Annotated in this window: 24 protein-coding genes; 16 read left to right on the plus strand and 8 right to left on the minus strand. The window is 68.4% G+C overall.

Annotated elements, in window-relative coordinates; all coding sequences use genetic code 11:
* Both FCI23_RS58675 and FCI23_RS57210 read right to left on the minus strand, forming a co-directional pair.
* On the minus strand, positions 1–196 hold a 196-nt coding region (locus FCI23_RS58675; RefSeq protein WP_211265683.1), incomplete at its 3' end, for a hypothetical protein.
* A 278-nt stretch (positions 197–474) separates the two neighbouring features.
* Positions 475–651 (minus strand): hypothetical protein, encoded by a 177-nt coding sequence (locus FCI23_RS57210; RefSeq protein WP_169317174.1) that lies wholly within the window; start codon positions 649–651, stop codon positions 475–477.
* Positions 652–1,053: 402 nt separating this feature from the next.
* Here FCI23_RS57210 and FCI23_RS60955 point away from each other — a divergent pair, with 402 nt between their 5' ends.
* From FCI23_RS60955 to FCI23_RS41365, 3 genes are all read left to right on the plus strand, one after another.
* A complete protein-coding gene (locus FCI23_RS60955; RefSeq protein ID WP_136729239.1) occupies positions 1,054–1,233 on the plus strand; it encodes a hypothetical protein in 180 nt (59 codons plus the stop codon).
* 81 nt (positions 1,234–1,314) lie between these two features.
* Entirely contained in the window at positions 1,315–1,578 is a 264-nt protein-coding gene (locus FCI23_RS60960) for a hypothetical protein (protein ID WP_246144566.1), read from the plus strand.
* Complete coding sequence (locus FCI23_RS41365) at positions 1,575–2,153, plus strand: transposase family protein (protein ID WP_246144567.1); 579 nt, start codon at positions 1,575–1,577, stop codon at positions 2,151–2,153. Before FCI23_RS60960 ends, FCI23_RS41365 begins: the two co-directional genes overlap by 4 nt.
* Positions 2,154–2,394: 241 nt before the next feature.
* Here FCI23_RS41365 and FCI23_RS41370 read toward each other — a convergent pair whose 3' ends face one another.
* A complete protein-coding gene (locus tag FCI23_RS41370) occupies positions 2,395–2,859 on the minus strand; it encodes a MerR family transcriptional regulator (RefSeq protein ID WP_136729240.1) in 465 nt (154 codons plus the stop codon).
* A gap of 134 nt (positions 2,860–2,993) precedes the next feature.
* On the opposite strand from FCI23_RS41370, the gene FCI23_RS41375 reads away from it, so the two are divergent.
* Complete coding sequence (locus FCI23_RS41375; RefSeq protein WP_136729241.1) at positions 2,994–3,719, plus strand: SDR family oxidoreductase; 726 nt, start codon at positions 2,994–2,996, stop codon at positions 3,717–3,719.
* Here FCI23_RS41375 and FCI23_RS41380 read toward each other — a convergent pair.
* Positions 3,694–3,996, minus strand: a complete 303-nt coding sequence (locus FCI23_RS41380; RefSeq protein ID WP_136729242.1) for a hypothetical protein — start codon at positions 3,994–3,996, stop codon at positions 3,694–3,696. The two genes, FCI23_RS41375 and FCI23_RS41380, sit on opposite strands and share 26 nt — an antisense overlap.
* A 25-nt stretch (positions 3,997–4,021) precedes the next feature.
* On the opposite strand from FCI23_RS41380, the gene FCI23_RS41385 reads away from it, so the two are divergent.
* Positions 4,022–5,140, plus strand: a complete 1,119-nt coding sequence (locus FCI23_RS41385) for a hypothetical protein (protein ID WP_136729243.1) — start codon at positions 4,022–4,024, stop codon at positions 5,138–5,140.
* Here the strand turns inward: FCI23_RS41385 and FCI23_RS41390 are convergent.
* Together FCI23_RS41390 and FCI23_RS41395 are read right to left on the minus strand one after the other, a co-directional pair.
* On the minus strand, positions 5,137–5,508 hold the full coding sequence (locus tag FCI23_RS41390; protein WP_136729244.1) for a fic family toxin-antitoxin system, toxin component: 372 nt from the start codon (positions 5,506–5,508) through the stop codon (positions 5,137–5,139). The genes FCI23_RS41385 and FCI23_RS41390 overlap by 4 nt on opposite strands.
* Positions 5,505–5,792 (minus strand): hypothetical protein, encoded by a 288-nt coding sequence (locus FCI23_RS41395; protein ID WP_136729245.1) that lies wholly within the window; start codon positions 5,790–5,792, stop codon positions 5,505–5,507. The genes FCI23_RS41390 and FCI23_RS41395 overlap by 4 nt, the downstream gene beginning before the upstream one ends.
* 244 nt (positions 5,793–6,036) lie before the next feature.
* Between FCI23_RS41395 and FCI23_RS41400 the strand changes: the two genes are divergently transcribed.
* The 6 genes from FCI23_RS41400 (at position 6,037) to FCI23_RS41425 (ending at position 14,577) form a co-directional block, all read left to right on the plus strand.
* Positions 6,037–7,725, plus strand: a complete 1,689-nt coding sequence (locus tag FCI23_RS41400; RefSeq protein ID WP_136729246.1) for a sialidase family protein — start codon at positions 6,037–6,039, stop codon at positions 7,723–7,725.
* Positions 7,726–8,073: 348 nt separating this feature from the next.
* Complete coding sequence (locus FCI23_RS41405) at positions 8,074–9,384, plus strand: ABC transporter substrate-binding protein (protein ID WP_246144568.1); 1,311 nt, start codon at positions 8,074–8,076, stop codon at positions 9,382–9,384.
* A gap of 18 nt (positions 9,385–9,402) precedes the next feature.
* Positions 9,403–10,362, plus strand: coding sequence for a carbohydrate ABC transporter permease (locus tag FCI23_RS41410; protein ID WP_246144569.1), 960 nt, complete (start codon positions 9,403–9,405; stop codon positions 10,360–10,362).
* An 8-nt stretch (positions 10,363–10,370) separates the two neighbouring features.
* Positions 10,371–11,291 carry a carbohydrate ABC transporter permease gene (locus FCI23_RS41415; RefSeq protein ID WP_136729248.1) on the plus strand — a complete coding sequence of 307 codons (921 nt, stop codon included), beginning with the start codon at positions 10,371–10,373 and terminating at the stop codon, positions 11,289–11,291.
* Positions 11,292–11,334: 43 nt separating this feature from the next.
* Positions 11,335–13,404 carry a glycoside hydrolase family 2 protein gene (locus FCI23_RS41420; protein WP_136729249.1) on the plus strand — a complete coding sequence of 690 codons (2,070 nt, stop codon included), beginning with the start codon at positions 11,335–11,337 and terminating at the stop codon, positions 13,402–13,404.
* A 156-nt stretch (positions 13,405–13,560) separates the two neighbouring features.
* Positions 13,561–14,577 carry a LacI family DNA-binding transcriptional regulator gene (locus FCI23_RS41425; RefSeq protein ID WP_136729250.1) on the plus strand — a complete coding sequence of 339 codons (1,017 nt, stop codon included), beginning with the start codon at positions 13,561–13,563 and terminating at the stop codon, positions 14,575–14,577.
* 176 nt (positions 14,578–14,753) lie between these two features.
* Here the strand turns inward: FCI23_RS41425 and FCI23_RS41430 are convergent, their stop codons facing one another.
* Positions 14,754–16,100, minus strand: coding sequence for a family 43 glycosylhydrolase (locus tag FCI23_RS41430; RefSeq protein WP_136729251.1), 1,347 nt, complete (start codon positions 16,098–16,100; stop codon positions 14,754–14,756).
* Entirely contained in the window at positions 16,087–16,401 is a 315-nt protein-coding gene (locus FCI23_RS41435) for a helix-turn-helix domain-containing protein (protein ID WP_136729252.1), read from the minus strand. Before FCI23_RS41435 ends, FCI23_RS41430 begins: the two co-directional genes overlap by 14 nt.
* A gap of 427 nt (positions 16,402–16,828) precedes the next feature.
* On the opposite strand from FCI23_RS41435, the gene FCI23_RS41440 reads away from it, so the two are divergent.
* Genes FCI23_RS41440 through FCI23_RS41460 form a run of 5 tightly spaced genes read left to right on the plus strand, consistent with a single transcriptional unit; the run spans position 16,829 to position 22,283 of the window.
* Entirely contained in the window at positions 16,829–18,094 is a 1,266-nt protein-coding gene (locus FCI23_RS41440) for an ROK family transcriptional regulator (protein WP_169317175.1), read from the plus strand.
* Positions 18,081–18,950, plus strand: coding sequence for an ABC transporter permease (locus FCI23_RS41445; RefSeq protein ID WP_136729254.1), 870 nt, complete (start codon positions 18,081–18,083; stop codon positions 18,948–18,950). The genes FCI23_RS41440 and FCI23_RS41445 overlap by 14 nt, the downstream gene beginning before the upstream one ends.
* Positions 18,947–19,759, plus strand: a complete 813-nt coding sequence (locus FCI23_RS41450) for an ABC transporter ATP-binding protein (RefSeq protein ID WP_136729255.1) — start codon at positions 18,947–18,949, stop codon at positions 19,757–19,759. Before FCI23_RS41445 ends, FCI23_RS41450 begins: the two co-directional genes overlap by 4 nt.
* Entirely contained in the window at positions 19,756–20,781 is a 1,026-nt protein-coding gene (locus FCI23_RS41455) for an aliphatic sulfonate ABC transporter substrate-binding protein (RefSeq protein WP_136729256.1), read from the plus strand. Before FCI23_RS41450 ends, FCI23_RS41455 begins: the two co-directional genes overlap by 4 nt.
* On the plus strand, positions 20,778–22,283 hold the full coding sequence (locus tag FCI23_RS41460) for a sulfatase-like hydrolase/transferase (protein WP_136729257.1): 1,506 nt from the start codon (positions 20,778–20,780) through the stop codon (positions 22,281–22,283). Before FCI23_RS41455 ends, FCI23_RS41460 begins: the two co-directional genes overlap by 4 nt.
* The last annotated feature ends 6 nt before the right edge of the window (positions 22,284–22,289 follow it).

Below are 22,289 nucleotides of genomic sequence, written 5' to 3' on the forward strand. Positions count from 1 at the left end.
CCTCACCCGCGCAATCAACCCCGGCGGCCAGCACATCCAGCGAGGCCTCATCCCACCGGGAAGCAATCAGAGCCCGGGTCAAGTCCTGGCACAGCCCGGCGAGGAAGGACACCCGCTCCGACAGCACCCGCTGACCCACCCGTTCACCGCTGTCCTCGACCAGGCCACGGAAGGCAGTACACGTCGCCGTCGCCATCAACCGTGCCACACCCACCCCCTCCCACCCGACCCCGCACACCCTGCCAACACGACGCATCCCCGCATCCGATCGGCCTAACGACCGACCATCACACAAAGACACGCACCCGCCGACACCGCCCGATTCATACAGGAACACGCAGCCAAACCATCAACAGTTGAAGACCCTGCAGCCCTGAAAGAAACCCCGCGGCCCCCTCAGCGGGATACTCCTCACCGGCCCCGCCGCCAATCACCGGAGCAATAGTCAAGACCTGTGGATGCATGGTTGACGTGTCAGCGGTTGCGTCTGCGGGTGAGGCTGGTTTTGGCGGTGTTGCGCACCCGTCTGGTGCGGCCGGTCTCGGCCAGGACCGAGAGGGCTGCTGACGAATCCAGACTGTCTACGATCTTGCGTTGCAGCCAGTTGGACGAGTCCGTCAGCGCGCCGGGAACCCACTGAGCCTTCGCCATCTTCGAACGTGCTGGTCAGAGGGTCTGGCGTGGCGTTCGGCCGGGGTGCTTGCGCTGGTCGCGGGCAGGAGTCTGCGGTCTTGATCATCTGACTGGTCGGGCCGGTGCGGTTTCGCCGGTTCCCGCGCGCTGCTTCCCCGGCGCCGCCTACGATCCGCTGCATGGTGGAGTCCGAGATCGCGGAACGGATCGCCGCGCGCCGCGCGGAACTGGACGAACTCGAAGAACAGCTGGTCAAACAGCTTGATCAGGTGCGGGCCGAGCGCGACGAACTCGCCGTGGCCGAGCGGGTCTGGCACCGGATGGCCGAGCAGTTCGCCGACGAACAGGCCGCAGCCACGCCGGTTCCCGTGCAGGTGGCGGGGCGTGCGGTGCTCCTGGTCCCCGCACCGGGAGGGCGGAATGGACCAGACCGTGCTGCCGCCGGAGTACCAGAAGATCCTCGCCGTGGTCCGCCAGGCTGGGGCGCCGGTGGCGACCCGGGCGGTCGGCGAGGCGCTGGGCCTGGAGGTGGGTGTGCGGGGCAGACTGGAGCTGCTGCGGGGGAAGCTGACCAAGCTCCGCTTCACCACCCGCCCGTGACCGGCACTGTTGCCCCCGGCGGCCGCCTCGTGGGCGAGCTCGTGGCGTAACTGCGGTGCCCCCGGCGGTCGTTGAGATTGTGTGACCAAAACCAAAGAACGCGCCGAAGACACCGTCTCCCTTGTCTACCAGTGCAAGCTGAACGTGTCCACGCGCACCATCACTCACCTCGCCGACCTGCTGCGCTCCCACCTGAAGGCGATCCGCTCCCCGTTCCGGTCGCAGCCCACGGGCCGGATCGCGGTGCTCGTGCTCGCGATGCTGCGGCACGACCAGCGCCTGCTCGACCTGGCCGGCGGCAACGGCATACCCGAATCCACGCTGCGCGCTGGCGCGACGAGATGATCGGACTGCTCGCCGCGAAGGCCCCGCGCCTCGACCGCGCCCTGCGCAAGATCGCCAAGCGGGGCGGGGAGGTGGTGCTGATCGACGGCACCCTGGTCCCCACCCAGCGCCGCACCGGAGCAGACGACCGGCCCAACTACTCGGGCAAGCACCACCGCCACGGCCTGCATTTCCTCGCCCTGACCGACGAGAAGGGCAAGCTGATCTGGATCTCCGCGGCCCGGCCGGGACGGACCTACGACACGACCGCCGCCCGCCACGACAAGATCACCCGGCACTTGAAGGCGGCCGGCCTCGGCGCGCTCGCCGACCTGGGCTTCATCGGCGTGGACAAACCCAAGAACCCCGACGACCTGGTCATCGTCGCCGGCTTCAAGGCCACCCGCGCCCGCAAGCTCACCCCGGGCCAGAAGCAGGCCGACCGCATCCTGGCCGCCGGACGCGCCCCCGTCGAACACGGCTTCGCCCACCTAAAGAACTGGCGGATCCTCACCAAGCTCCGCACCGACCCCGGCCGCGCCACCGCGCTCCTGCGCGCCCTGCTCGTCCTGACCAACATCGAAGTCAACCGCTGACAGACGATCAAGACCGCAGGCACCCGCCCACGCCGAGCACGAGCACGCCCACGGAGCGTCACGCCAGCCTCTTCGACCAGCACGTTCGAAGATGGCGAAGCCTCACGATGTCGCGACGGCGATACGCGCGGTCTCTTGCACCGCGCATGGTTGCGGTGACGTGGACGTAACTGTGTGCGGAGTCTGACCCGGTGCGTCGAGCGCCGAGGAGTCGCGGCTGAAGGTCTCCGCTGTGCCACGGTCACATGGTGATGAGCGTGGCTGACGCAAAGCGAGCCGCAGTTGGGCCAGGTGCAGTCCGCGTTGCGTCGGCAGGGTTGTACGGCGCCCAGGCGGGCTCACGGAGGGCAGGGCAGTGTTCGGGAGTTGGATGGTTCGCGATGTCGATCATGCGGTCGAGAGCGTCGCGTGCGGCAGCAAGGTCGGCCATGGCGGCGGTGATGCGGTTGCGCTCCGATGCCAGCAGCTCGAAGGCCTTGGGGGAGGCGTGCCCGGTATCGACGCAGGGCAGCAGCTGCAGGATGGTCCGGCTGGGCAGGCCGGCGGTGAAGAACTGCTGGATCAGCCGGACACGTTCGACGGCTGACTCGGGGTAGGTTCGCTGGCCGCTGGGGGTGCGTTCCGAGGTGAGCAGACCCTGCTCTTCGTAGTACCGGAGAGCTCTGGTGCTGACCCCCGCCAGGTGTGCGATCTCGCCTATCCGCATCTGCGTCCTCCTCTGATTCCGGCTTCGCGGTTCTCCACTTGACCTTGACGCCAATGTGAGGTTTTACCGTAGCCGATGCCGGGCCGGATGCGGCTCGCCGAACCCGAGAGACCTACGCAGGAAGCAAGGAACCCATGAACGTCACCGACCAGATCGCCCTCGTCACCGGAGCCAACCGCGGTATCGGCCGTCAGTTCGTGCTCGAACTGCTCGAGCGCGGGGCGAGCAAGGTCTACGCGACGGCTCGCCGCCCCGAGAGCCTCGACTTCGACGACACCCGGGTGGTGCCGCTGCGACTCGACATTGTCGACCTCGAGTCCGTCATCGCGGCAGCGGCGACCGCGCGGGATGTGACCCTCCTGGTCAACAACGCCGGCATCGCGACCGGTGCCGCCCTCGTCACGGGTGACCTGGACGAGGTCCACCGCGAGATGGACACGCACTTCTGGGGCACGCTCGACGTGATCCGCGAGTTCAGCCCCGTCCTCGCGGCCAACGGCGGAGGTGCAATCGTGAACGTCCTGTCGGCGCTGTCGTGGTTCGCCGTCCCGGGCACCGGCTCGTACTCCGCTGCCAAGGCTGCGGAGTGGAACATGACGAACGGCGTCCGTCTCGAGCTCGCGGCTCAGGGCACGCTCGTCCAAGGCGTCCTCCTCGGCGCCGCCGACACGGACATCTCGGCCGGATACGACGGACCCAAGATCGATCCCCGCGACGTGCCGCGCCGCTCGCTCGACGGCCTGGCCGCCGGCTCGATCGAGGTGATCGTCGATGACTGGACCGCAATGGTGAAAGCGTCGCTCGTCGGCGATCCCGCCGTGTTCTACGCACAGATCACCGAGTTGCTCGGTGCGAGTTGAGCAGCCAGCCGCGCCCGGCGAGCTTGGACAGCTTCCCCCGCAGCGGCTCCAGTCTGCCCCGCACCGTCACCTCCAGCCCCAGCGCCTCGCCGACCTGCCGGGTCGCCACCGGCGCCCCGGCCCGGCGGACGACGGCGAGGATCTTCTGGTACTCCGGCGGCAATGCGTCCTCGGCCACGCCGGGCCCACGGTGCGGGACCAGCAGCACCGGTCGGCCCGCGACCTGCGCCGTCGGCTGCGCAGCCGCCGCCGTCTCCGCGGCGAGCTGCTCGGCCATCTACGGAAGTGGTCATCTCATGGGCATGCCTGATCCCGTCGTGCCGCGCCGGGCGTTCGTCGCCGTGTCAGCGATCGGAGTGGTCCGCATGGCGGTCGGTGACAACGCCGGGACAGTGCCGGTCCCGCCACTGGTACCGACGAACGTGCAGGTCACCAGCGATCAGTTCTCCGCGCACATCGAACCGTCCCTCGCGGTGAACCCGCGGCGCCGGGACAACCTGATCGCAGCCTGCCGGGTCTTCGAAGGACCGCTGATCGGCATCGCCGCCTACGCGTCCTTCGACGGAGGCGGTACCTGGTCCGGCACCGGGCTGCTACCCGGCCTTGTGGCGGACTCGGACGGCAACGCGAGCGTGGCCTTCGATGCGCGGGGACGAGGTTTCGTGTGCGGCGTGGTGGCGAACGGCGCGACGCGTCGCGGCGACGCCCACCTCTGGGGCACCGGCGACGGCGGGCAGAGCTTCCAGCCGCCGGTCATCGCGATCCCGGGCGGTTTTGGCCTCACCGACCACCCGTCGCTCGCGATCGATCAGGGGCCTGCCTCATCGCCGCCCCGCCTCTACGTGGCCGCCAGGCTCTACGGCACAGCGGACGACGGCCTGGTGTTCGTCCGTGGCACCGCGCAGGTGATGCGGTTCGTGACGGAGCACGCGCGGTCACAGCCCCATCGGACCGCACGCGTGGTCGGAGCGTTGCGCTCACTGCTCCGGTTCCTCCACGTCGTCGGGATCACCGCTACCGGGCTGGCCGCGGGCCTGCCTTCGGTCGCGGCGTGGAAGCTCAGCGGGTTGCCCAAGGCGCTTCCCGGCGACCAGGTCGCGGCCGCGGGAGCCGCCAAGGCCAGCCGACGCCCCGGACACCGCCATGGGCATCCGGGCGCTGTTGTCTCCCTGCTACTCGCTGGTGGCCTTCTGCGCCTTCTTCTGGCAGTGCCCGCAGGCCTTGCAGGTGCCCGGCTTGACCGGGGAGGTGTTCCCCCATTTCGGATCCGCCTCGCCGTGCAACGGGTGCAGGCACGTACCGCAGACGAACATGTTGGCTTGCTCTCTTCCGATCGGCAGGGCACGGAATACGCCCTCACCTATTGCGGAGGGGAGCGAGCACACGTGACAGCAACAGTCGGAAGTTTCGGCCGCTGTTAGCTGGCCACCCACTGGCGTAGCTGCACCGCGATCTGCTGCACCCCGATCAGGCCGGCCCCGGTGTTCATGACCAGAGCCGCCGCGGACTTCGGCGGGTACTCCAGGTGGTACCCGTTGACCGCGAGGAACCCAACGGTGGTCAGCCACGCGAATTGCCCATTGGAGTGCTCGAGGCTGTCCAGCCGCGCGAGGGTGTGGAGCAGTGCGGCAGCCTTGAGCCAGTCGGAGCCGTACACGTCACGTTCCATCGCGCGGGCACGGTGACGGGCCACAGTGGCGAACAGCGGCCCAAGGTCATTCACCTGCGGGTCGCCGTCGATCCGCTCGGCGAGACGGAGCAGCCACACCTCATCGACGTACTCGGTCACGCGGCAGTTCCGTGGGCCTGGCTGTCCATCTCGGCGAGGCGGCGGGCAGCCTCTTCCTCAGCCCGGCGGAATTCAGCGTTCATCGCCGCGTCCTCCGGGCAGACCTCAGCGAACGCACCCTTGCTATAGGCGTAGGCCTCCAGTGCAGCGTCCAGGAACGCGGTCTGCTTGGCGAGAGCGCGGCTCAGCGCGGCGTCCCTGATGTACTGGCGGGCGCTGACGCCAGCGGCGTGCGCGGCGGCAGTGACGGCTTCCAGCTCGTTTTCCTCGAAGGGGACGTTCATTCCAGGCATAGTACTGATGGTACCGCTAGTACCTGCCTCATGGGAGGCCTTGCGGATCCGCGCCGTTTGCGGCTGGTGACGATCCCGCAACCCAGCATCTGATCGTGCACGACGGTTGTGCGGCGACGACATGCGAAGGTAACGTGCCCGTGATCTTGCAACGTTGCAAAGCGGTGCGTCCGCGTTGCCCTATTTCAACGTTGCAAGCCCTCTGCCGGCATCTTTCTTCAAGGAGCTCTTGCACATGAGAAAACCGCCGTCCCTGCGCGAGTCCGCGCGGTCGCTGAGGCGGGGTACCACGCGCCGGCTGTCCCGGCTGGGCGCGTCCCTCCTGGTGCTGGCGCTGGCATTCGCCGGTCTTACCTTCGCCGACGGAACCGCGTCGGCGGCGACGACCGGCGTGCTGTACACCCCCGACACCACGGCGAACCCGAACGAGGACGCCAGCTACCCGCGCGTCATCCGACTGGAACACAGCGGTGCCTCCAACGGCATGGTGCTTGCGACCTTCTCGCACTCCGGCGCGGGTACGGCGAAGGCAGGCTTCCCGATTTACCAGTCGACGAATGGCGGCCAGAGCTGGTCCGCATCGCCGATCGGCACCGTCACCGATACCGTGCACGGCTGGGATCTCGATGGACCGACGCTCTACGAACTGCCACAGGCCGAGGGCTCCCTACCGGCAGGCACACTGCTGGCCTCCGGTACGGCCTGGAACCGCAACGACTATACCCAGCAGGCCATCGAGGTCTTCTTCAGTACCGACCACGGCGCGACCTGGAGCTACCGCAGCTCATGTACGTCCGAGTCGGGCATGGCGAACACTCAGGGCCACGGCATCTGGGAGCCGCAGTTCACGGTGGCCTCCAACGGCAGCCTCGTCTGCTACTTCTCCGACGAGCGGCCGTCGACCAACGACTACAACCAGGTCCTGGCGCACACGGTCAGCACCGACGGCGGAGCGACCTGGGGCGGCGAGGTCTACGACGTCGCTGTGCAGGACGGTGTCCAGCGGCCGGGTATGGCCGACGTCGTCAAGCTGCCGAACGGCTCCTACGCCATGACGTACGAGGATTGCAAGAACGGATACGATCCGGACACCGCGTGCTCGGTGTACCTCAAGACCTCCCCGGACGGCCTGAGCTGGACCCCCTCCAGCCTTGGAAGCCTGGTGCAGACCGCCGACGGCAGGCACTTCCTCCACACGCCGCAACTGGCCTGGACATCCGCGGGCGGAACCAACGGCACTTTGCTGGTCTCGGGCCAGCGCCTGGTCTCCGGCAACGACGGGGCGATCACGGTGCAGGCCGAGTCCGGCAGCGTACTGCTCGCCAACACGAACCTGGGCATCGGAAGCTGGACGGAGACCACCGCACCGGTCGTGGTGAACCCGACCGGCGGCTACGACAGCGGTGAGACGGCGTGCCCGGGCTACAGCTCGCCCATCCTGCCGTCGGCCTCGGGGAGCTCGATCCTCTACCTGGCCGGGACTCACCTGAGCAACGGCAAGTGCGAGGTGCGGTTCGGCATCGACGTGGCACCCGGCCCGACCGGCACCATCACCGGGCCCGAAACGACCGGCAAGTGCGTCGACGTGGACACCAACACCTCCACCAGCGGCAACGCCGTCCAGTTGTGGACCTGCAACGGCGCCTCCGGCCAGCAGTGGTCGGTGGAGAGCGACGGGACTCTGCGCGCGTTCGGCAAGTGCCTGGACATCGATGGCGACGGCACGGCGAACTTCACCAAGGTGGAGCTATGGAAATGCAACGGCGTGGGCGGCCAGCAGTGGATCCCGCAGGCCAACGGTTCGCTGCTCAACCCGCAGTCGGGGCGGTGCCTGGACGATCCGCAGGCCGCCACCGCCGACGGCACCAAGCTGCAGATATACGACTGCAACGGCCTGTTCACGCAGGTGTGGAACATCGCCTGACGCGGACCTCGCAGAGCCGCCGTCAGCAGACCCGGCGGCGCTGTACGGGCGGGCCGCGCCGCCGGGACCCCGGGCTGCTTCGGCAGGAGACATCCACTCCGGAACGTAGGCAATTCGTGATCTACGGCGTATTGCAACGATGAAATGTGACGACTAGCGTTTTGCAACGTTGCATCGCCTTCACTGGTCGAAGTCGGACCTGTCCAGTGTCGGCTTCTCTACAAAGACGTAAGAACTGACTGTGACGAAGGGCCTGGTGGCACGAGCATGTCCGAGAAATACAGAGGAGGACGGCGCCGAAGCGCCGGACCGCGTTCGCGATGGGCGACGGCCGCGGGAGCGGCGACGATGGCAGCAGTCCTGCTGAGCGCCTGCGCCGGAACCGACAGCACGTCCGCATCGCCGGGGGCCTCCGGCAGCCAGGCCGCCGGCGCCGGATGCGCCGCGGGCGCCACCGCCCTGACGTTCTGGGGCTGGTCGGCCGGCTACGACCTGGCCGTCAAGAAGTTCAACCAGACGCACCCGGACATCTGCGTCAAGCTGGAGAACGCCGGCGCGGCCAACGACGAGTACGTCAAGCTCAGCGACGCGCTGAAGGCGAACAGCGGCACTCCCGACGTGGCCCAGATCGAGTACTTCGAGGTCCCGTCCTTCGAGATCACCAACAGTCTCGTCGACCTCTCGCAGTACGGGGTGAGCTCGGTCGAGAAGGACATCGCACCGGTGGCCTGGTCGCAGGTCACCCAGGGCTCGAAGCAGTACGCGATGCCGGTCGACCTCGGCCCGCTGGCGCTGTACTACAACTCGAAGGAGTTCAGCGCGCACAAGCTGTCGGTGCCGGCGACCTGGAGCGAGTTCGCCGCCACCGCCGACAAGCTGCACACCGCCGACCCGAAGGCCGCAATCACCAACTTCGACCCGGTGAGCGCCCAGGACGTGCTCGCGCTGATGCAGCAGTACAACGCCTTCCCGTTCTCCTACAGCGGCGGCGCGAAGCTCGGCATCAATTTCACCGGCACCGCGCAGACCGCCTTCGCCGCGTTCTGGCAGGGCCTGATCGACAAGAAGGAAGTCACCACGGCCGCCGACTTCTCGCCTGCCCAGTGGTCCAACCTGGACAGCGGCGTGAACGCCTCCCGGCTCAGCCCCGCCTGGGGACCGGTCGGCATGCAGTCGAGCATCAAGAAGACCATCGGCGACTGGCGCACCGCCCCGATACCGCAGACCGCGACCGGCAAGAACCTGTCCGGGAACTGGGGCGGCTCGACACTGACCGTGGTCAAGGGGACCGCGCACGCCAAGGAAGCCGCGGAGTTCGTGAAGTGGTTCGGCGCCTCGGCCGATTCCTGGAAGATCCTCAGCGGCAAGGTCGCCGGAGCGTTCCCCGGCTACCTCCCCCTGCTGAAGTCCACGGACTTCCAGAGCGCCACGCTGCCGATCTCCGGCCCGTCCAAGCCGAACAAGGTCTTCGCCGCAGCGGCGCAGAACATGGAGAACCCGCAGTGGCCGCCGATCATGACCGCGGCCCTGACCCAGTGGACCTCCACCTTCGCCGGAGTGACCAAGGGCACCGAGACCCTGCCGGAGGCGTTCAAGACCTTCCAGCAGCAGATGGTCACGTACGCCAAAGCCCAAGGCTTCACGGTCACCGAGGGCTGAGAGCGACGGGACGAGCAAGTGAACCAGACAACCACCTACCGCGAATCCGCGCCCGGCCGGCAGGTGAGCCGCCCGGCCTCCCCACCCCCGGGACGCCCGCGGCGCGGCAACCGGCGAGAGTGGCCCGGCGCCGTGTTCATCACCCCGCACATGCTGGCGCTGGGCCTGTTCATGCTGGTGCCGACGGTGTACGCCGTCTACGACAGCCTGCAGACCACCCAGCTCATCGGCGGCACGCACTACTCCGGGCTCGCCAACTACACCACCGTCCTGCACTCCCCGGAATTCTGGGACGGCGTGCGGCGGGTACTGGTCTTCACCGCCATCCAAGTGCCGCTGACCATCGCCATCGCGTTCTTCTTCGCGGCGGTCTTCGACGCCGGCATCGTCAAGTACAGCCGCTTCTTCCGCACCGTGTTCTTCATGCCGTTCGCGGTGCCGGGGGTCGTGGCGGCGGTGATGTGGTCGTTCCTGCTACTGCCGGGCTTCGGCCCCTACGCCAAGTTCATGGAGGACATCGGACTGGGGCACGTCGACTTCTTCTCCTCCCGGCTGATCCTGCCGACGATCATCGTCATCGTGATCTGGGAGTGGACCGGTTACAACGTGACCATCCTCTACACCTCGCTGAAGTCGATCCCCCAGCACGTCACCGAGGCGGCCGTCATGGACGGCGCCCGGCTGAGCACCATCATCCTGCGGCTGAAGCTGCCCATGGTTCGTCCGACCATCACCATGCTGGTGTTCCTCAACACCGTCGGCGCGCTCCAGCTGTTCACCGAGCCGTCCATCCTCGCGGCGTTCCAGCCACAGGCGGTGTCCTACGGCTTCACGCCCAGCCTCTACGTCTACAACACCTCGGTCGGCAGCGGCGACTACAACCTCGGGGCAGCCGCGGCAGTCGTTCTGGCGCTGATCATCGGCGCCATCTCGCTCGCCGCCTTCGCGGTGCGCCGTCGCAGCGGGGAGTTCCGATGAGGTCTCCGATGAGGTCCCGGCAGGAGAGAACTGCCGCGCGCGGCCCCGCCGACACCGTACCGATCCAGCTCTACGGGCTGCGGCGCGGCACCGTCACCGTACTGACCCTGATCAGCGGCGCGTTCGCCGCCTTCATCCTGGCGCCGGTCCTCTGGCTGGTGATCAACGCGACCAAGACGCAGGCGAACGTCTACGGGACTCCCGGGTTCTGGTTCGCCCGACCGTTCCACCTGTTCCAAAACCTCTCGGCCCTCGGCAGGAACGTCAGCGGAGCCGGGATCTACCTCCAGTGGCTGGGCAACACCCTGCTGTACGCCGGATCCGCCGCGGTCGGCGCGACGGTCTTGTCGGCCATGGCCGGCTACGGCTTCGCGCGATTCCGGTTCCGCGGCGCCAACGGCCTGTTCTATCTGGTCATGTCGACGCTACTGGTGCCCATCACCTCGGTGGCACTGCCGCTGTTCCTGGTGTATGCCAAGGTGGGGCTGGTCAACTCGGTATGGGGCATGATCCTGCCCAGCATGGTCTCCCCGGTCGGCATCTACCTCATGCGGACCTACATCGACGCCTCCGTGCCGCGCGACCTCATCGACGCCGCCCGGATGGACGGAGCGAGCGAGACCCGGATCTTCCTGCGGATCGTGCTGCCGCTGACCGTGCCGGGACTGGTGACCGTGCTTCTGCTGACCGTGGTCGCGGTCTGGAACAACTACTTCCTGCCGCTGATCATCTTCAGCCGCAACGGGCTCTACCCGCTGACCGTCGGTCTGTCGTCGCTGTCGCACGCCGCGGAGACCGGGTCGAAGGCCGAGCTGGTCCCCGTCCTCATCGCGGGCGGGCTGGTGACGATCCTGCCGCTGATCCTCCTGTTCCTGTTCCTGGAGAAGTACTTCCGCGGCGGCGCACTCCAGGGCAGCACGACCGGCTGAGCTCACGCGCCGTCCTTCCGCACCACGCAATTTTGGAGAAAGAGTGTCAACGGTCCGTCCAGAATATCCCCGTCCCCACTTCGACCGCTCGCACGCCTGGCTGAGCCTCAACGGCGCGTGGGACTTCGCCGGCGACCCGGCCGGGTCGGCGGCGTACCAGCAGGTGTCGCGGGACGACCACGACTGGCCGCACGCGATCACCGTGCCCTTCGCCTGGGAGACCGAGGCCTCGGGCGTCGGCGCCCACTGGCTGGAGTACGGCTGGTACCGGCGTACGGTCACGGTGCCGGACGGCTGGCGCGGACAGCGTGTCGTCCTGCACTTCGGCGCCGTCCACCATCTGGCGAGCGTATGGATCGACGGCGCCCCGGTCGGTGAACACGAGGGAGGGTACACACCCTTCGAGTTCGACATCACCGAAGCGCTCGCGGGCCGCACCACCGCCACCGTGCTCGTACGAGTGTGGGCCCCGGCGGACAAGCGCGAGATCGTCCACGGCAAGCAGCGCAGCATCCCGCGCGACGACTACGACGACTGCGCGTTCACGCCCACCAGCGGCATCTGGCAGCCGGTGTGGCTGGAGGCGCGTCCCGCGACGTACGTATCGGCGGTCGCTCTCGCCCCGGCCGACGCTCTCGACGCGATCACGGCGGACGTCTCCGTCGCCGGGCCGTCCGCGCGCGGCGCGCGGCTCACCGTCCAGGTGGCCGGCGGGACTCCGGCGACCGTCGAGATCGGCGACCCCGCGCAGCCGGTCCGGGTCAACCTGCCGATCCGGGAGCCTCGCCTGTGGAGCCCGGACGATCCTTACCTCTATGGCGTGAGCGTGACGCTCGACTCGGCGGACGGCACCGACCGCGTCGGCTCGGCGACCGGCCTGCGGCGTATCGAGGTCAGCGGGGAACACCTGCTGCTCAACGGCGAGCGACTGTACGTCCGCGGGGTGCTCGACCAGGGCTACTGGCCCCGCACGGGCCTGACCGCCCCGGACGACCAGGCGTTCGCCACCGACCTCGCCTTGGCCAGGAAGGCCGGGTTCAACCTCGTCCGCAAGCATCTGAAGCTGGAGGACCCGCGGTTCCTGCACCACGCCGACCGCCTGGGCATCCTGGTGTGGGCCGAACCCGCCAGCACCGGCGTCTACACCCCCGAGGCGGCAGCGCGCTTCGACGCCCAGATCGAGCCCATGGTCCGCCGCGACGGCAACCACCCCAGCATCGTCATCTGGGGCCTGTACAACGAGGAATGGGGTCTGGACTGGAACGTGCCCGGCGACCCCGCCAAGCAGGCCGCCGTCCGCCGCGCCTACGACCTGCTCAAGAACCTCGACCCGGCCCGGCCGGTGGTGGACAACTCCGGCTGGGCGCACGTGGTCACCGACATCGTGGACTGGCACATCTACGACGAGACACCGGCCGGCTGGGCGGCCAAGGTCCGCGCGCTGCTGACCGACCGCAGCCACAGCTTCCCGGTCGGCCTCGGCGCTGTGGGGACCGTGGACAAGCTGGTGATGGCCGACGGCGGGCCGGCACCTGAGGTCCCCAACCTCAACAGCGAGTTCGGCGGCGGGAAGACCAGCGTCGAGCGTGGCTGGAACCAGCGCTGGCAGACACTTGAGCTGCGCCGCCACGATGTCCTCTCGGGCTATGTGTGGACCGAACTGTACGACGTGGAACACGAGATGGCGGGCATATACGCCTTCGAGCGTTCCCGAAAGGACAGCGGGGCCAATGACCCGGCCGGCGTCAACGCGGACACGGTCCTGGTCGTCGACATCGAGCCGCTCGCTCCCGGACGTGACCTGGTGGTCACGGGCGACCGGAAGGTCAGCCTCGAAGCGCGCATCTCCCATCACGGCCGCTCGTCGGTCGAGGCCGCCGTGGTGCCCCTGTGGGGCCCGGCTCTCGGTGAGTGCGACGACCTCGCAGCGGGACGCGCGGCAGGCGCCGCCGCGGCGAAGGACACGATCAACGTGCAGCCCTTCCGGCTGAGTGAGCCGATCCGGATCACGGAGCACTTCCCCGACGGCGCGGCGGCTGCCCGACTGCACCTCCTGGTCGTCTCCGACGGCGAGGTGATCGGGCAGACCTGCGTCGATGTGAGCCTCGTCTGACGGCAGCAGGGCGGTGGCCGGCCCGGCTGCGGTTCGCCTGTCGAACCGCAGCCGGCGCCCCGGGACAAGATCAACGATTGCTCCACTCTGCATCGTTGCAATAGAATCCGTCCGCAACCACGGGCTCACCGGTTGCACTACTCCGGAAGGAGCGCGATGGCCCCCACCCGGCTCCGTGACGTCGCCGAACGCGCGGGCGTCTCGATTCGCACGGTGTCCAACGTCGTCAACGGCTATGCGCAGGTCTCGGACGAGACCCGGCAACGGGTCGAACAGGCGGTGGCCGAGCTCGGTTATCACCCCAATCTCCTGGCCCGCAACCTCAAGCGCGGCCGTACCGGGCTGATCGCACTGGTCGTCCCCGAGCTGGACGTGCCCTACTTCTCCGAACTCGCCCGCGCCGTCGTCGCCAAGGCCCGACTGCACGGCTACACCGTCGTCATCGACCAGACCGACGGCGAACCGGACCGTGAGCGCGAGCTGATCATGCGGGGTGCGAGCGCCGCGCTGTTCGACGGCGTCATCCTCAGCCCGCTCGCCCTGTCCCAGGCCGACCTGGCCCGCCGCGACGCCGCAGGTCCCCTGGTTCTGCTCGGCGAGCGCATCGCGGCAAGCCCGTACGACCATGTCGCCATCGACAACGTCGCCGCAGCCTCCGCCGCCACCGAGCACCTGCTGGCACTGGGACGCACCCGGATCGCCGCCGTCGGCGACCAGCCGTACGACACAGGGGAGACCGCCCAGCTCCGTACCCGCGGCTACCGCGAGGCGCACGCCGCCCGGGGCCTGCGGGTCGACGACTCGCTGATCGTCTCCACGCACAAGTTCCACCGGTCCGACGGAGCGGCTGCCATGGCCGATCTGCTCGATCATCCCGGCGGACCGCCCGACGCGGTCTTCTGCTACAACGATCTGCTGGCCCTCGGCGCGATCCGCACCCTGCTCACCCGCGGCGTGCGGATCCCGGACGACGTGGCCGTCGTCGGTTTCGACGACATCGAAGCCGGCCGCTACAACACGCCCACCCTCACCACCATCTCGCCGGACAAGACGATGATCGCCCAGCTGGCCGTCGACCGGCTGGTCAGCCGGCTCGACGGGCGATCCCCCGGCGAGCCGGGAGAACTGTGGGCGCCCTACAGCCTCGAGATACGCGAAAGCACGGGCGGCTGATACACGGTCGTTGCCTCCGCCGCGATCGCGTCGTCCGGTGGCGTCCACACCACAGGGATCACCTCAGCCGGCTGCGGCCGCGCCTCCTCCAGGCCCAGGACCCACTCGGCGTCATCCTCGGCCCTTCGCGGCGGCCGGTGCCGCGTTGCCCGCATGACCGGCCGCCGCGAGGTCGATCAACCGCTGACCGTGCGCCCGAGGTTCCGGCGCTTGACGTAGACGCGGTTGCCCGACGGGCCCGTCCATTCCATCCGGACGATGCCGGGGACGGCCCCCTGAGCGACGCGTGAGGGGTCGGCCCAGTAGCCCTGGTTCGGGTTGCGGAAGAACGTGGACCACAGCTCTCCGCTGCGGTCCACGAAGAAGTTGTTGTGGCCCAGCCCCACACCTGCGGTCCACCGCACGGAGTACGGGCCTTCGAAGCGGTCCGCGACGGCGAGGACCGAGTCGTACTGGTACTGCGAGGTACCCGCTCCGAGCTTGTTGTAGGCGTACTGCGTGGTGCCGTCGGAACCGCTCCACTGCCGGTTCCACACGGCCTGGGAGAGGTAGTACTTGCCCCCGTGCTTGAAGACGTACACGCCCTCGCGGTACGGCTCGGGCGAGTAGGGCGCCTGCGGGAACACCGGGAGGTTCGTGGTCGTGACGATGTCTTCCATGTCCGGCCGGAACTTGGCGTACAGGTCGTTGTGCAGCACGAGCCAGGCGTCGTCGTCCTCGGAGAAGAAGCTGCCGTCGATGTGGTAGTAGGCCCCCGGTTTGATGAACGCCGGTCCCCCGATGAAGGAGTCGCCGAAGGGCTCGTCGACATTGCCCTCGATGAGCCGGTAGGGACCCTCCAGCCCGCCCTCGCTCACGAGCATGAACGAGCCGACCTTCTGGGAGTGGTCGCCCATGCAGGCGACGATGTACCACTTCCCGTTGAAGCGGTGCACCTCCGGCGCCCAGACCTCGCCGCGCTTGCCGAACGTGTCGTCGTACCAGTACTCCTGCCAGGGTGCGACGATGGTTCGCCCGGTCGTGTTCTCGCCGACGAACTCGGGGGACCACACCTTGCCCTTCTCGGCGCCGGGCCGGATCCGGGTGGTGTCGATCAACTGCCACGGTCCCTTGAGGGAATGGGCGACCCACAGGAAGATGCCGTCGTTCCAGGGAGCGGCGATGTCGAGTCCGGGCGCGCGGGTGGTGCCCGTGGCGACGTAGACGGGGGCGCCTTGGTCCTGGAAGCAGTTGACGTAGAAGTCCCGCATCCACACCACACCGCGGTCCTTGTCACGGGGGCGCAGTTCGAGCGGAAGGATGAAGGAGTTGTCGTCACGGGGCCACAGGTCCAGCCGGGCGTCGGCGGTGCCGTAGGGCTGAAGGTCGGGCCAGTTCGGCGGGTAGCGTCGCATGGATGCCGCTGCTGCCGGCCCTGGCGCCGCGTGGGCGGCGCTCATCGGCAGGGTCGCAGCGGCTCCCAGGCCGACGGCACCGGCCAGCAGGGACCGCCGGCGCAGTCCGTCCTTCTCAAAGCCGGTCATCAGTCACATCTCCTTCGTTGTGCGGGATGCGGGCGGAGCCGATCGCTCTTGCCGTCCCGGGGCTGAGGGTCAGTTCTTCCGTCGGCCGGCCCCGGCCGCGATGAGTGCAGCCGGACCTGCTGACGACGACGGCACCGTCGTCGACGAGCCTCGCGACCGTGTCGTACAGGGTCGTCCTCGAGAATCCGGTGAGTTCCTGAAGCCCGCTCCGGCTGAGCGGGCCGTGTCGGCACAGCAGTTCCAGCAGCAGCACCTCGTGCTCCGATCCGCTACGTCTCGGAGGGCGGTACCGGGTTGGCATGCCGCACAGCATTCAAACGACCCGCTCATTAAGTCAACACACCGGATAAATAATCCGGACGGCATCCCCGGGTCGACACGGCTGGCCGTACGGCATTTTCGCATGTCAGAGAGGTGGCCGAACGACTCACTCGCAATGTCACGATTGCATAACGCACGCTGCGTTCCCGGACAACCCAGACACCCACCTCGCATGCTCACCGTCAGCCCGGCAGGCGTCGGGGGCGACGGCCGGCTGATCGCCTGGCGCGCCCCAATCACCGTCCTGGTGCCCTTCGTTGCTGTTCACAGCGTTGTCAGGGCCGGAGCAGCACGGGCCGGTACGACGGGCACCCCGCAGGCGGTCCGCGCCGCCGCGCGTGAAGGTTTTGCCATTCACTTCTGTCGGAGTATTGACGGAATCTCTCGGCCTTTCTACCTTGACCTGCATGCAGAAGCCCACAGGAGCGCACGCCCTGGTCAGGCGGACCCATGAGGACCGCGTGCTGCGCGCGCTCCAAGCGAACGGCGCCATGAGCCGCGGCGAGATCGCCCAGATCGTCGGCCTGTCCCGTACGACCCTCTCCGAGATCACCGGCAACCTCCTGCAGCGAGGCGCCATCATCGTCGTGGACACCGACGCCGCCAGACGCGGGGGCAGCGGAAGGCCGGCCGAGCGACTAGCACTCGATCCGGCGTCGGCGCAGTTCATGGGGGTCGACTTCGGGCACCGGAGGGTCCACGTCGCCATTGCCGATGCCTCTCACGAGATCATGGTCTCGGGCTCGGTCCGGTACGACGACACGGCGTCCTGGCAGACGCGCACCGAGCTCGCGCTCGCACTCGTCGACCGGCTGAGCTCCCAAGCCGGCGTCCGCCACGGGGCACTTCAGGGGATCGGCATCGGCGTCCCAGGCCCCTACCCGGCGCCCGTGGGGGTGGCCCAGCCTCGCGCTACCCCGGGGGCGACGATCCTGCGCCCGGCTCCGGAAGGTGTCGATGTGGCCTTCGCCGAACGCTTCGACGCGCCCGTGATCGTCGACAACAACACCCGCCTGGCCGCCCTCGCCGAGGCGATCACCGGCGCCGACAGTGTCGCCGACCTGTTGTACGTACGCCTGGCGGACGGTGTGGGCGGCGGGCTCGTGATCGGCGGCCAGCTGGTCACCGGCTCCACCGGGCTGGCGGGCGAACTCGGGCATGTGACCGTCGAACCGGTGGGCCGTCCGTGCCGGTGCGGCAAGCGCGGCTGCCTGGAGACCGTGGCCTCGGTCCCCGGCATCCTCGCCACCTGCTGGGAGTTCGGTCTGCGCCTGAACGGCCCCGAGGCACTGGCGGATGCCGTGGCCCGCCAGCACCCCGTCGCGGAACGGGTGCTGCGGGGGGCGGCCGCGGCGCTGGGACGCGTGCTGGGAGCCGCGACGATGACCCTGAACCCGGCGAAGGTGGTCATCGGCGGAGAGATCGCCCGGCTGTCACCCGTGCTGGTGGAGCAGGTGGCCGCCACACTCGCCGGCGAACTCTTCCCGATCGCGGCGGCCGGTCCCGTCGTCGAGGCCGCCCGGCTCTCCGACGAGGACGGCGCCCTCGGCGCGCTCGCGGCCGTCTTCCACAACTCCCCCCTTCTGGCGAAGTACCCCGGAACCGCCGACGTGAAGGACCGTTCCGATGGATCCGACCCGACCCCAGAAAGAGCCGCCCATGTCCGTTCTTGACAAGCAGGGCGCCGACCAGCGCGACCCCGTACCCGGCAAGACGCGGGGCAGGCCGGCCGGCTCCGGTGCCGAGGACGGCCCCAAGAACGCCCGGGGCCGTGAGCCGGCGGCCCGCCGCGTGCTCTTCCTGGTCCTGAACGCCGTGTCCGTCCTGCTGGGCATCGGGCTGTGGTGGGTGCTGGCCGACGCGGGCTTCACGCTGCCGACACCGCCGCAGGTCGTCTCCCGTGCCGGGACGCTGATCAGTAACGGGACGCTCGCCGGAGACATCCGCGCCAGCCTGACCCGGGTACTCATCGGCTTCGCGCTCGGCACCGCGGCCGCCGTGCCGGTCGGATTCCTGATGGGCTGGTACCACATCCTGCGGGGCCTGATCGAACCCTGGATCCAGTTCTTCCGCACCATCCCGCCGCTGGCGATCATCCCGCTGGCCGTGGTGATCATGGGGATCGACGAGACTCCGAAGATCTTCGTCATCTTCCTCGCCGCATTCCTGGCGTGCGTGGTTGCGACCTACCAGGGCGTGGTGAACGTCGACCGGACGCTGATCAACGCCGCCCGGGTCCTGGGTGCCAAGGACCTGACGATCTTCGCCCGCGTCGTGGTGCCGGCCTCCACCCCTTTCATCCTGGTCGGCATGCGGGTCGGCCTCGGCTCCGCCTGGGCCACCCTGGTCGCCGCGGAACTCATCGCCGCCCAGAAGGGCCTCGGTTACCGCATCCAGAACGCCCAGCTCTACTACGACCTCCCCACCATCTTCGTCGGACTCATCACCATCGGGATCCTCGGTCTGCTCATGGACCGTGCCCTCCTTCTCGCAGAACGCAGGCTCACCGGATGGCAGGAGCGCCGATGACCACCACGACGGCCAAGATCTCCGTACAGGACGTCACCAAGACCTTCGACCTGGGCCGCGAGACCTTCACCGCCCTGGACAACGTCTCACTCGACATCGCGGACCACGAGTTCGTCACCGTCGTCGGCCCCTCGGGCTGCGGCAAGAGCACCCTCATGAACATCCTCGCAGGGCTGGAGACACCCACCTCGGGCCGTGCCCTGGTGGACGGTGCTCCGGTCTCCCGGCCGGGGCCCGAACGAGGCGTGATCTTCCAGCAGTACGCCCTCTTCCCATGGCTGACGGTACGTCAGAACGTGGAGTTCGGCCTCCGGACCACCGGCGTGCCCAAGCGTGAACGACGAAGCCGGGCTGAGTACTTCATCGAGTTGGTGGGGCTGGAGCGCTTCGCGGACGCACTCCCCAAGACACTGTCCGGGGGCATGCGGCAGCGCTGCGCCATCGCCCGTGCCTACGCCGTCGACCCCTCCATCCTGCTGATGGACGAACCGTTCGGCGCCCTCGACGCGCTGACCCGGGTCAAGCTCCAGGAACAGCTGCTACACACCTGGAGCCGGGACAAGCGCACCGTGCTGTTCATCACCCACGACGTCGACGAGGCCGTGTTCCTGGCCAATCGCGTGATCGTCATGGCGGCCCGCCCCGGGCGCGTCTACGACGTCATCGACGTCGACCCCGCCACCGAGCGCAACGAGGACTTCCGCCTCAGCTCCCAGTTCGCGGAGCTGCGCAACCGGGTGTGGCACTCCGTCTACCACCAGGAAGGCCGCACCGCGCTCCCTTCCACCTCCGCATCGGCAGGCTCATGACCTGGAAGGGACCCCTCAACGTGTCGACCTCCCTCACTCGCAGACATTTCTCCGCCGCCCTGGCCGGCCTGGTCGCGGCCGCCCTGCTCACCGCGTGCGGCAACGGGTCCTCCGCCGGAGGGTCCGGTAACACTGTGCGCTTCGGCTACATCGGCGACTTCAACGGCGCGAGCCTGATCGCCATCGCGGACGCCGAGGGCCTGTGGAAGAAGCACGGCCTGAAAGCGGACACCAAGGTCTTCACCAACGGCCCGCTGCAGATCCAGGCCCTCGATACCGGCGACCTAGACTTCGGTTACATAGGCCCGGGCGCCATGTGGCTGCCCGCCTCGGGCCAGGCGAAGGTCGTCGCGATCAACACTCTCGGCGACGCCGACCGGGTTATCGCCCAGCCGGGCATCACCTCGATGCAGCAGCTCAAGGGAAAGACCGTGGCCGTTCCCGAGGGCACCTCCGGCGACATGATCCTCACGCTCGCACTGAAGAAGGCGGGCATGTCCAAGAGCGACGTGAAGCTCGTCCCCATGGACCCGTCGACGATCGTGGCCGCCTTCTCCTCCAAGAAGGTCGACGCGGCGGGCTTCTGGTACCCCGCGACCGCCACGATCAAGAAGCAGGTGCCCGATCTGGTCGAGCTCGCCAAGGACAGCGACTTCGCGGACACCGTCTCCTTCCCGACCGCGTTCGTGGCCGGCAACAAACTGGTGGCCGACCACCCGGACAAGGTCAAGAAGGTCCTCGCGGTCCTGCGCGACGCCATCGCGTTCCGGTCCGCACACACCGACGAGGCCATCAGCATCACGGCCAAGAAACTCGGCATCCCGGTGGACCAGGTCAAGGCAGACGCCGGCAACAACAAGTTGCTGGACCTCAACGAACTCGACACGCTGACGAAGAACGGCACCATCGACAAGTGGCTGAAGGGCATGGACGACTATTTCGTCGGCGCCGGCAAGCTCAAGCAGCCCGTGGACCCGAAGACCTACTACACCGGCGACCTCTTCACGGGGGCCGGTCAGTGACAGCGGCCACCTCCAGGAAGAACATCCTCTTTCTCATGACCGACCAGCACCGGACGGACACCCTCGGTGCCTACGGCAACCCCATGGGGCACACCCCCGCGCTCGACGAACTCGCCGCCACCGGCACCCGCTTCGACCGCTGGTACACCCCCACGGCGATCTGCACCCCGGCCCGGGCCAGCCTGCTGACCGGTCAGGCGCCCTTCCGGCACAAGGTGCTGGCCAACCACGAGCGCAACGTCGGATACCTGGAGGACCTGCCGCAGGACCAGTTCACCTTCTCCCGGGCGCTGCGGGACTGCGGCTACAACTGCGGCCTGTTCGGCAAATGGCACGCCGGGAACCTGCGGACGGCCGCCGACTACGGCTTCGACGGCCCCGACCTGCCCGGCTGGCACAACCCGGTGGACAACCCCGACTACCTCGCCTACCTCGCGGAGCGCGGACTGCCGCCGTACAAGATCAGCGACCGCGTGCGCGGCACGCTGCCCAACGGCGGCCCGGGCAACCTGCTGGCCGCCAGGCTGCACCAGCCGGTCGAGGCGACCTTCGAGCACTACCTGGCCACTCGCGCCATCGAGCGACTCGAAGCGTACGCAGCCGACTTCCGGCAGCAGGAGCAGCCGTTCTTCCTCGCGCTGCACTTCTTCGGACCGCACTTGCCGTACATCCTCCCGAACGAGTACTTCGACCTGGTCGACCCAGCGGATGTGGAGCTGCCGCGGTCCATCGCGGAGACCTTCGAGGGCAAACCCCCGGTCCAGCGCAACTACAGCGCACACTGGACCTTCGACACCATGCCGATCGAGACGACCCGCAAGCTCATCGCGGTCTACTGGGGCTACGTGGCGCTGATCGACATGCAGATCGGCCGGGTCATGGAAGCCATGGAACGGCTCGGGCTGGTGGACGACACCGCCGTGTTCTTCACCTGCGACCACGGCGAGTTCACCGGCTCGCACCGGCTGCACGACAAGGGTCCGGCGATGTACGAGGACACCTACCGCACGCCGGGGCTGCTCCGCGTCCCGGGCGCTCCCGGCGGCCTCGTGCGCTCGGAGTTCGTCAGCCTGCTCGACTGCACCGCGACCATCCTCGAACTCGCGGGCATCGACCCGAAGCCGGCGGTCGACTCCCGCAGCCTTCTGCCGCTCGTGCGCGGCGAGGACGTGGACTGGAGCGAGGACATCGTCTGCGAGTTCCACGGGCACCACTTCCCCTACCCGCAGCGCATGCTGCGGGAGGACCGGTACAAGCTCGTGGTCAACCCGGATTCGGTCAACGAGCTGTACGACCTGCGGACCGACCCGGACGAACTGCAGAACGTCTACGGCCATCCCGAGCAGGCGGAGGTCCGCTCGCGGATGATGCGCCGGCTCTACACCGTCCTGCGCGAGCGCGGCGACAACTTCTACCACTGGATGACGTCGATGTACGACGTCGGCGAGGTGGGTCACGACCCGACCCTGAGCGGGCTGGACGAATCCACCTACCAGAAGTAGCAGTTG

The organism is Actinacidiphila oryziradicis (genome assembly GCF_005047355.1).
Classification (GTDB): Bacteria; Actinomycetota; Actinomycetes; order Streptomycetales; family Streptomycetaceae; genus Actinacidiphila; species Actinacidiphila oryziradicis.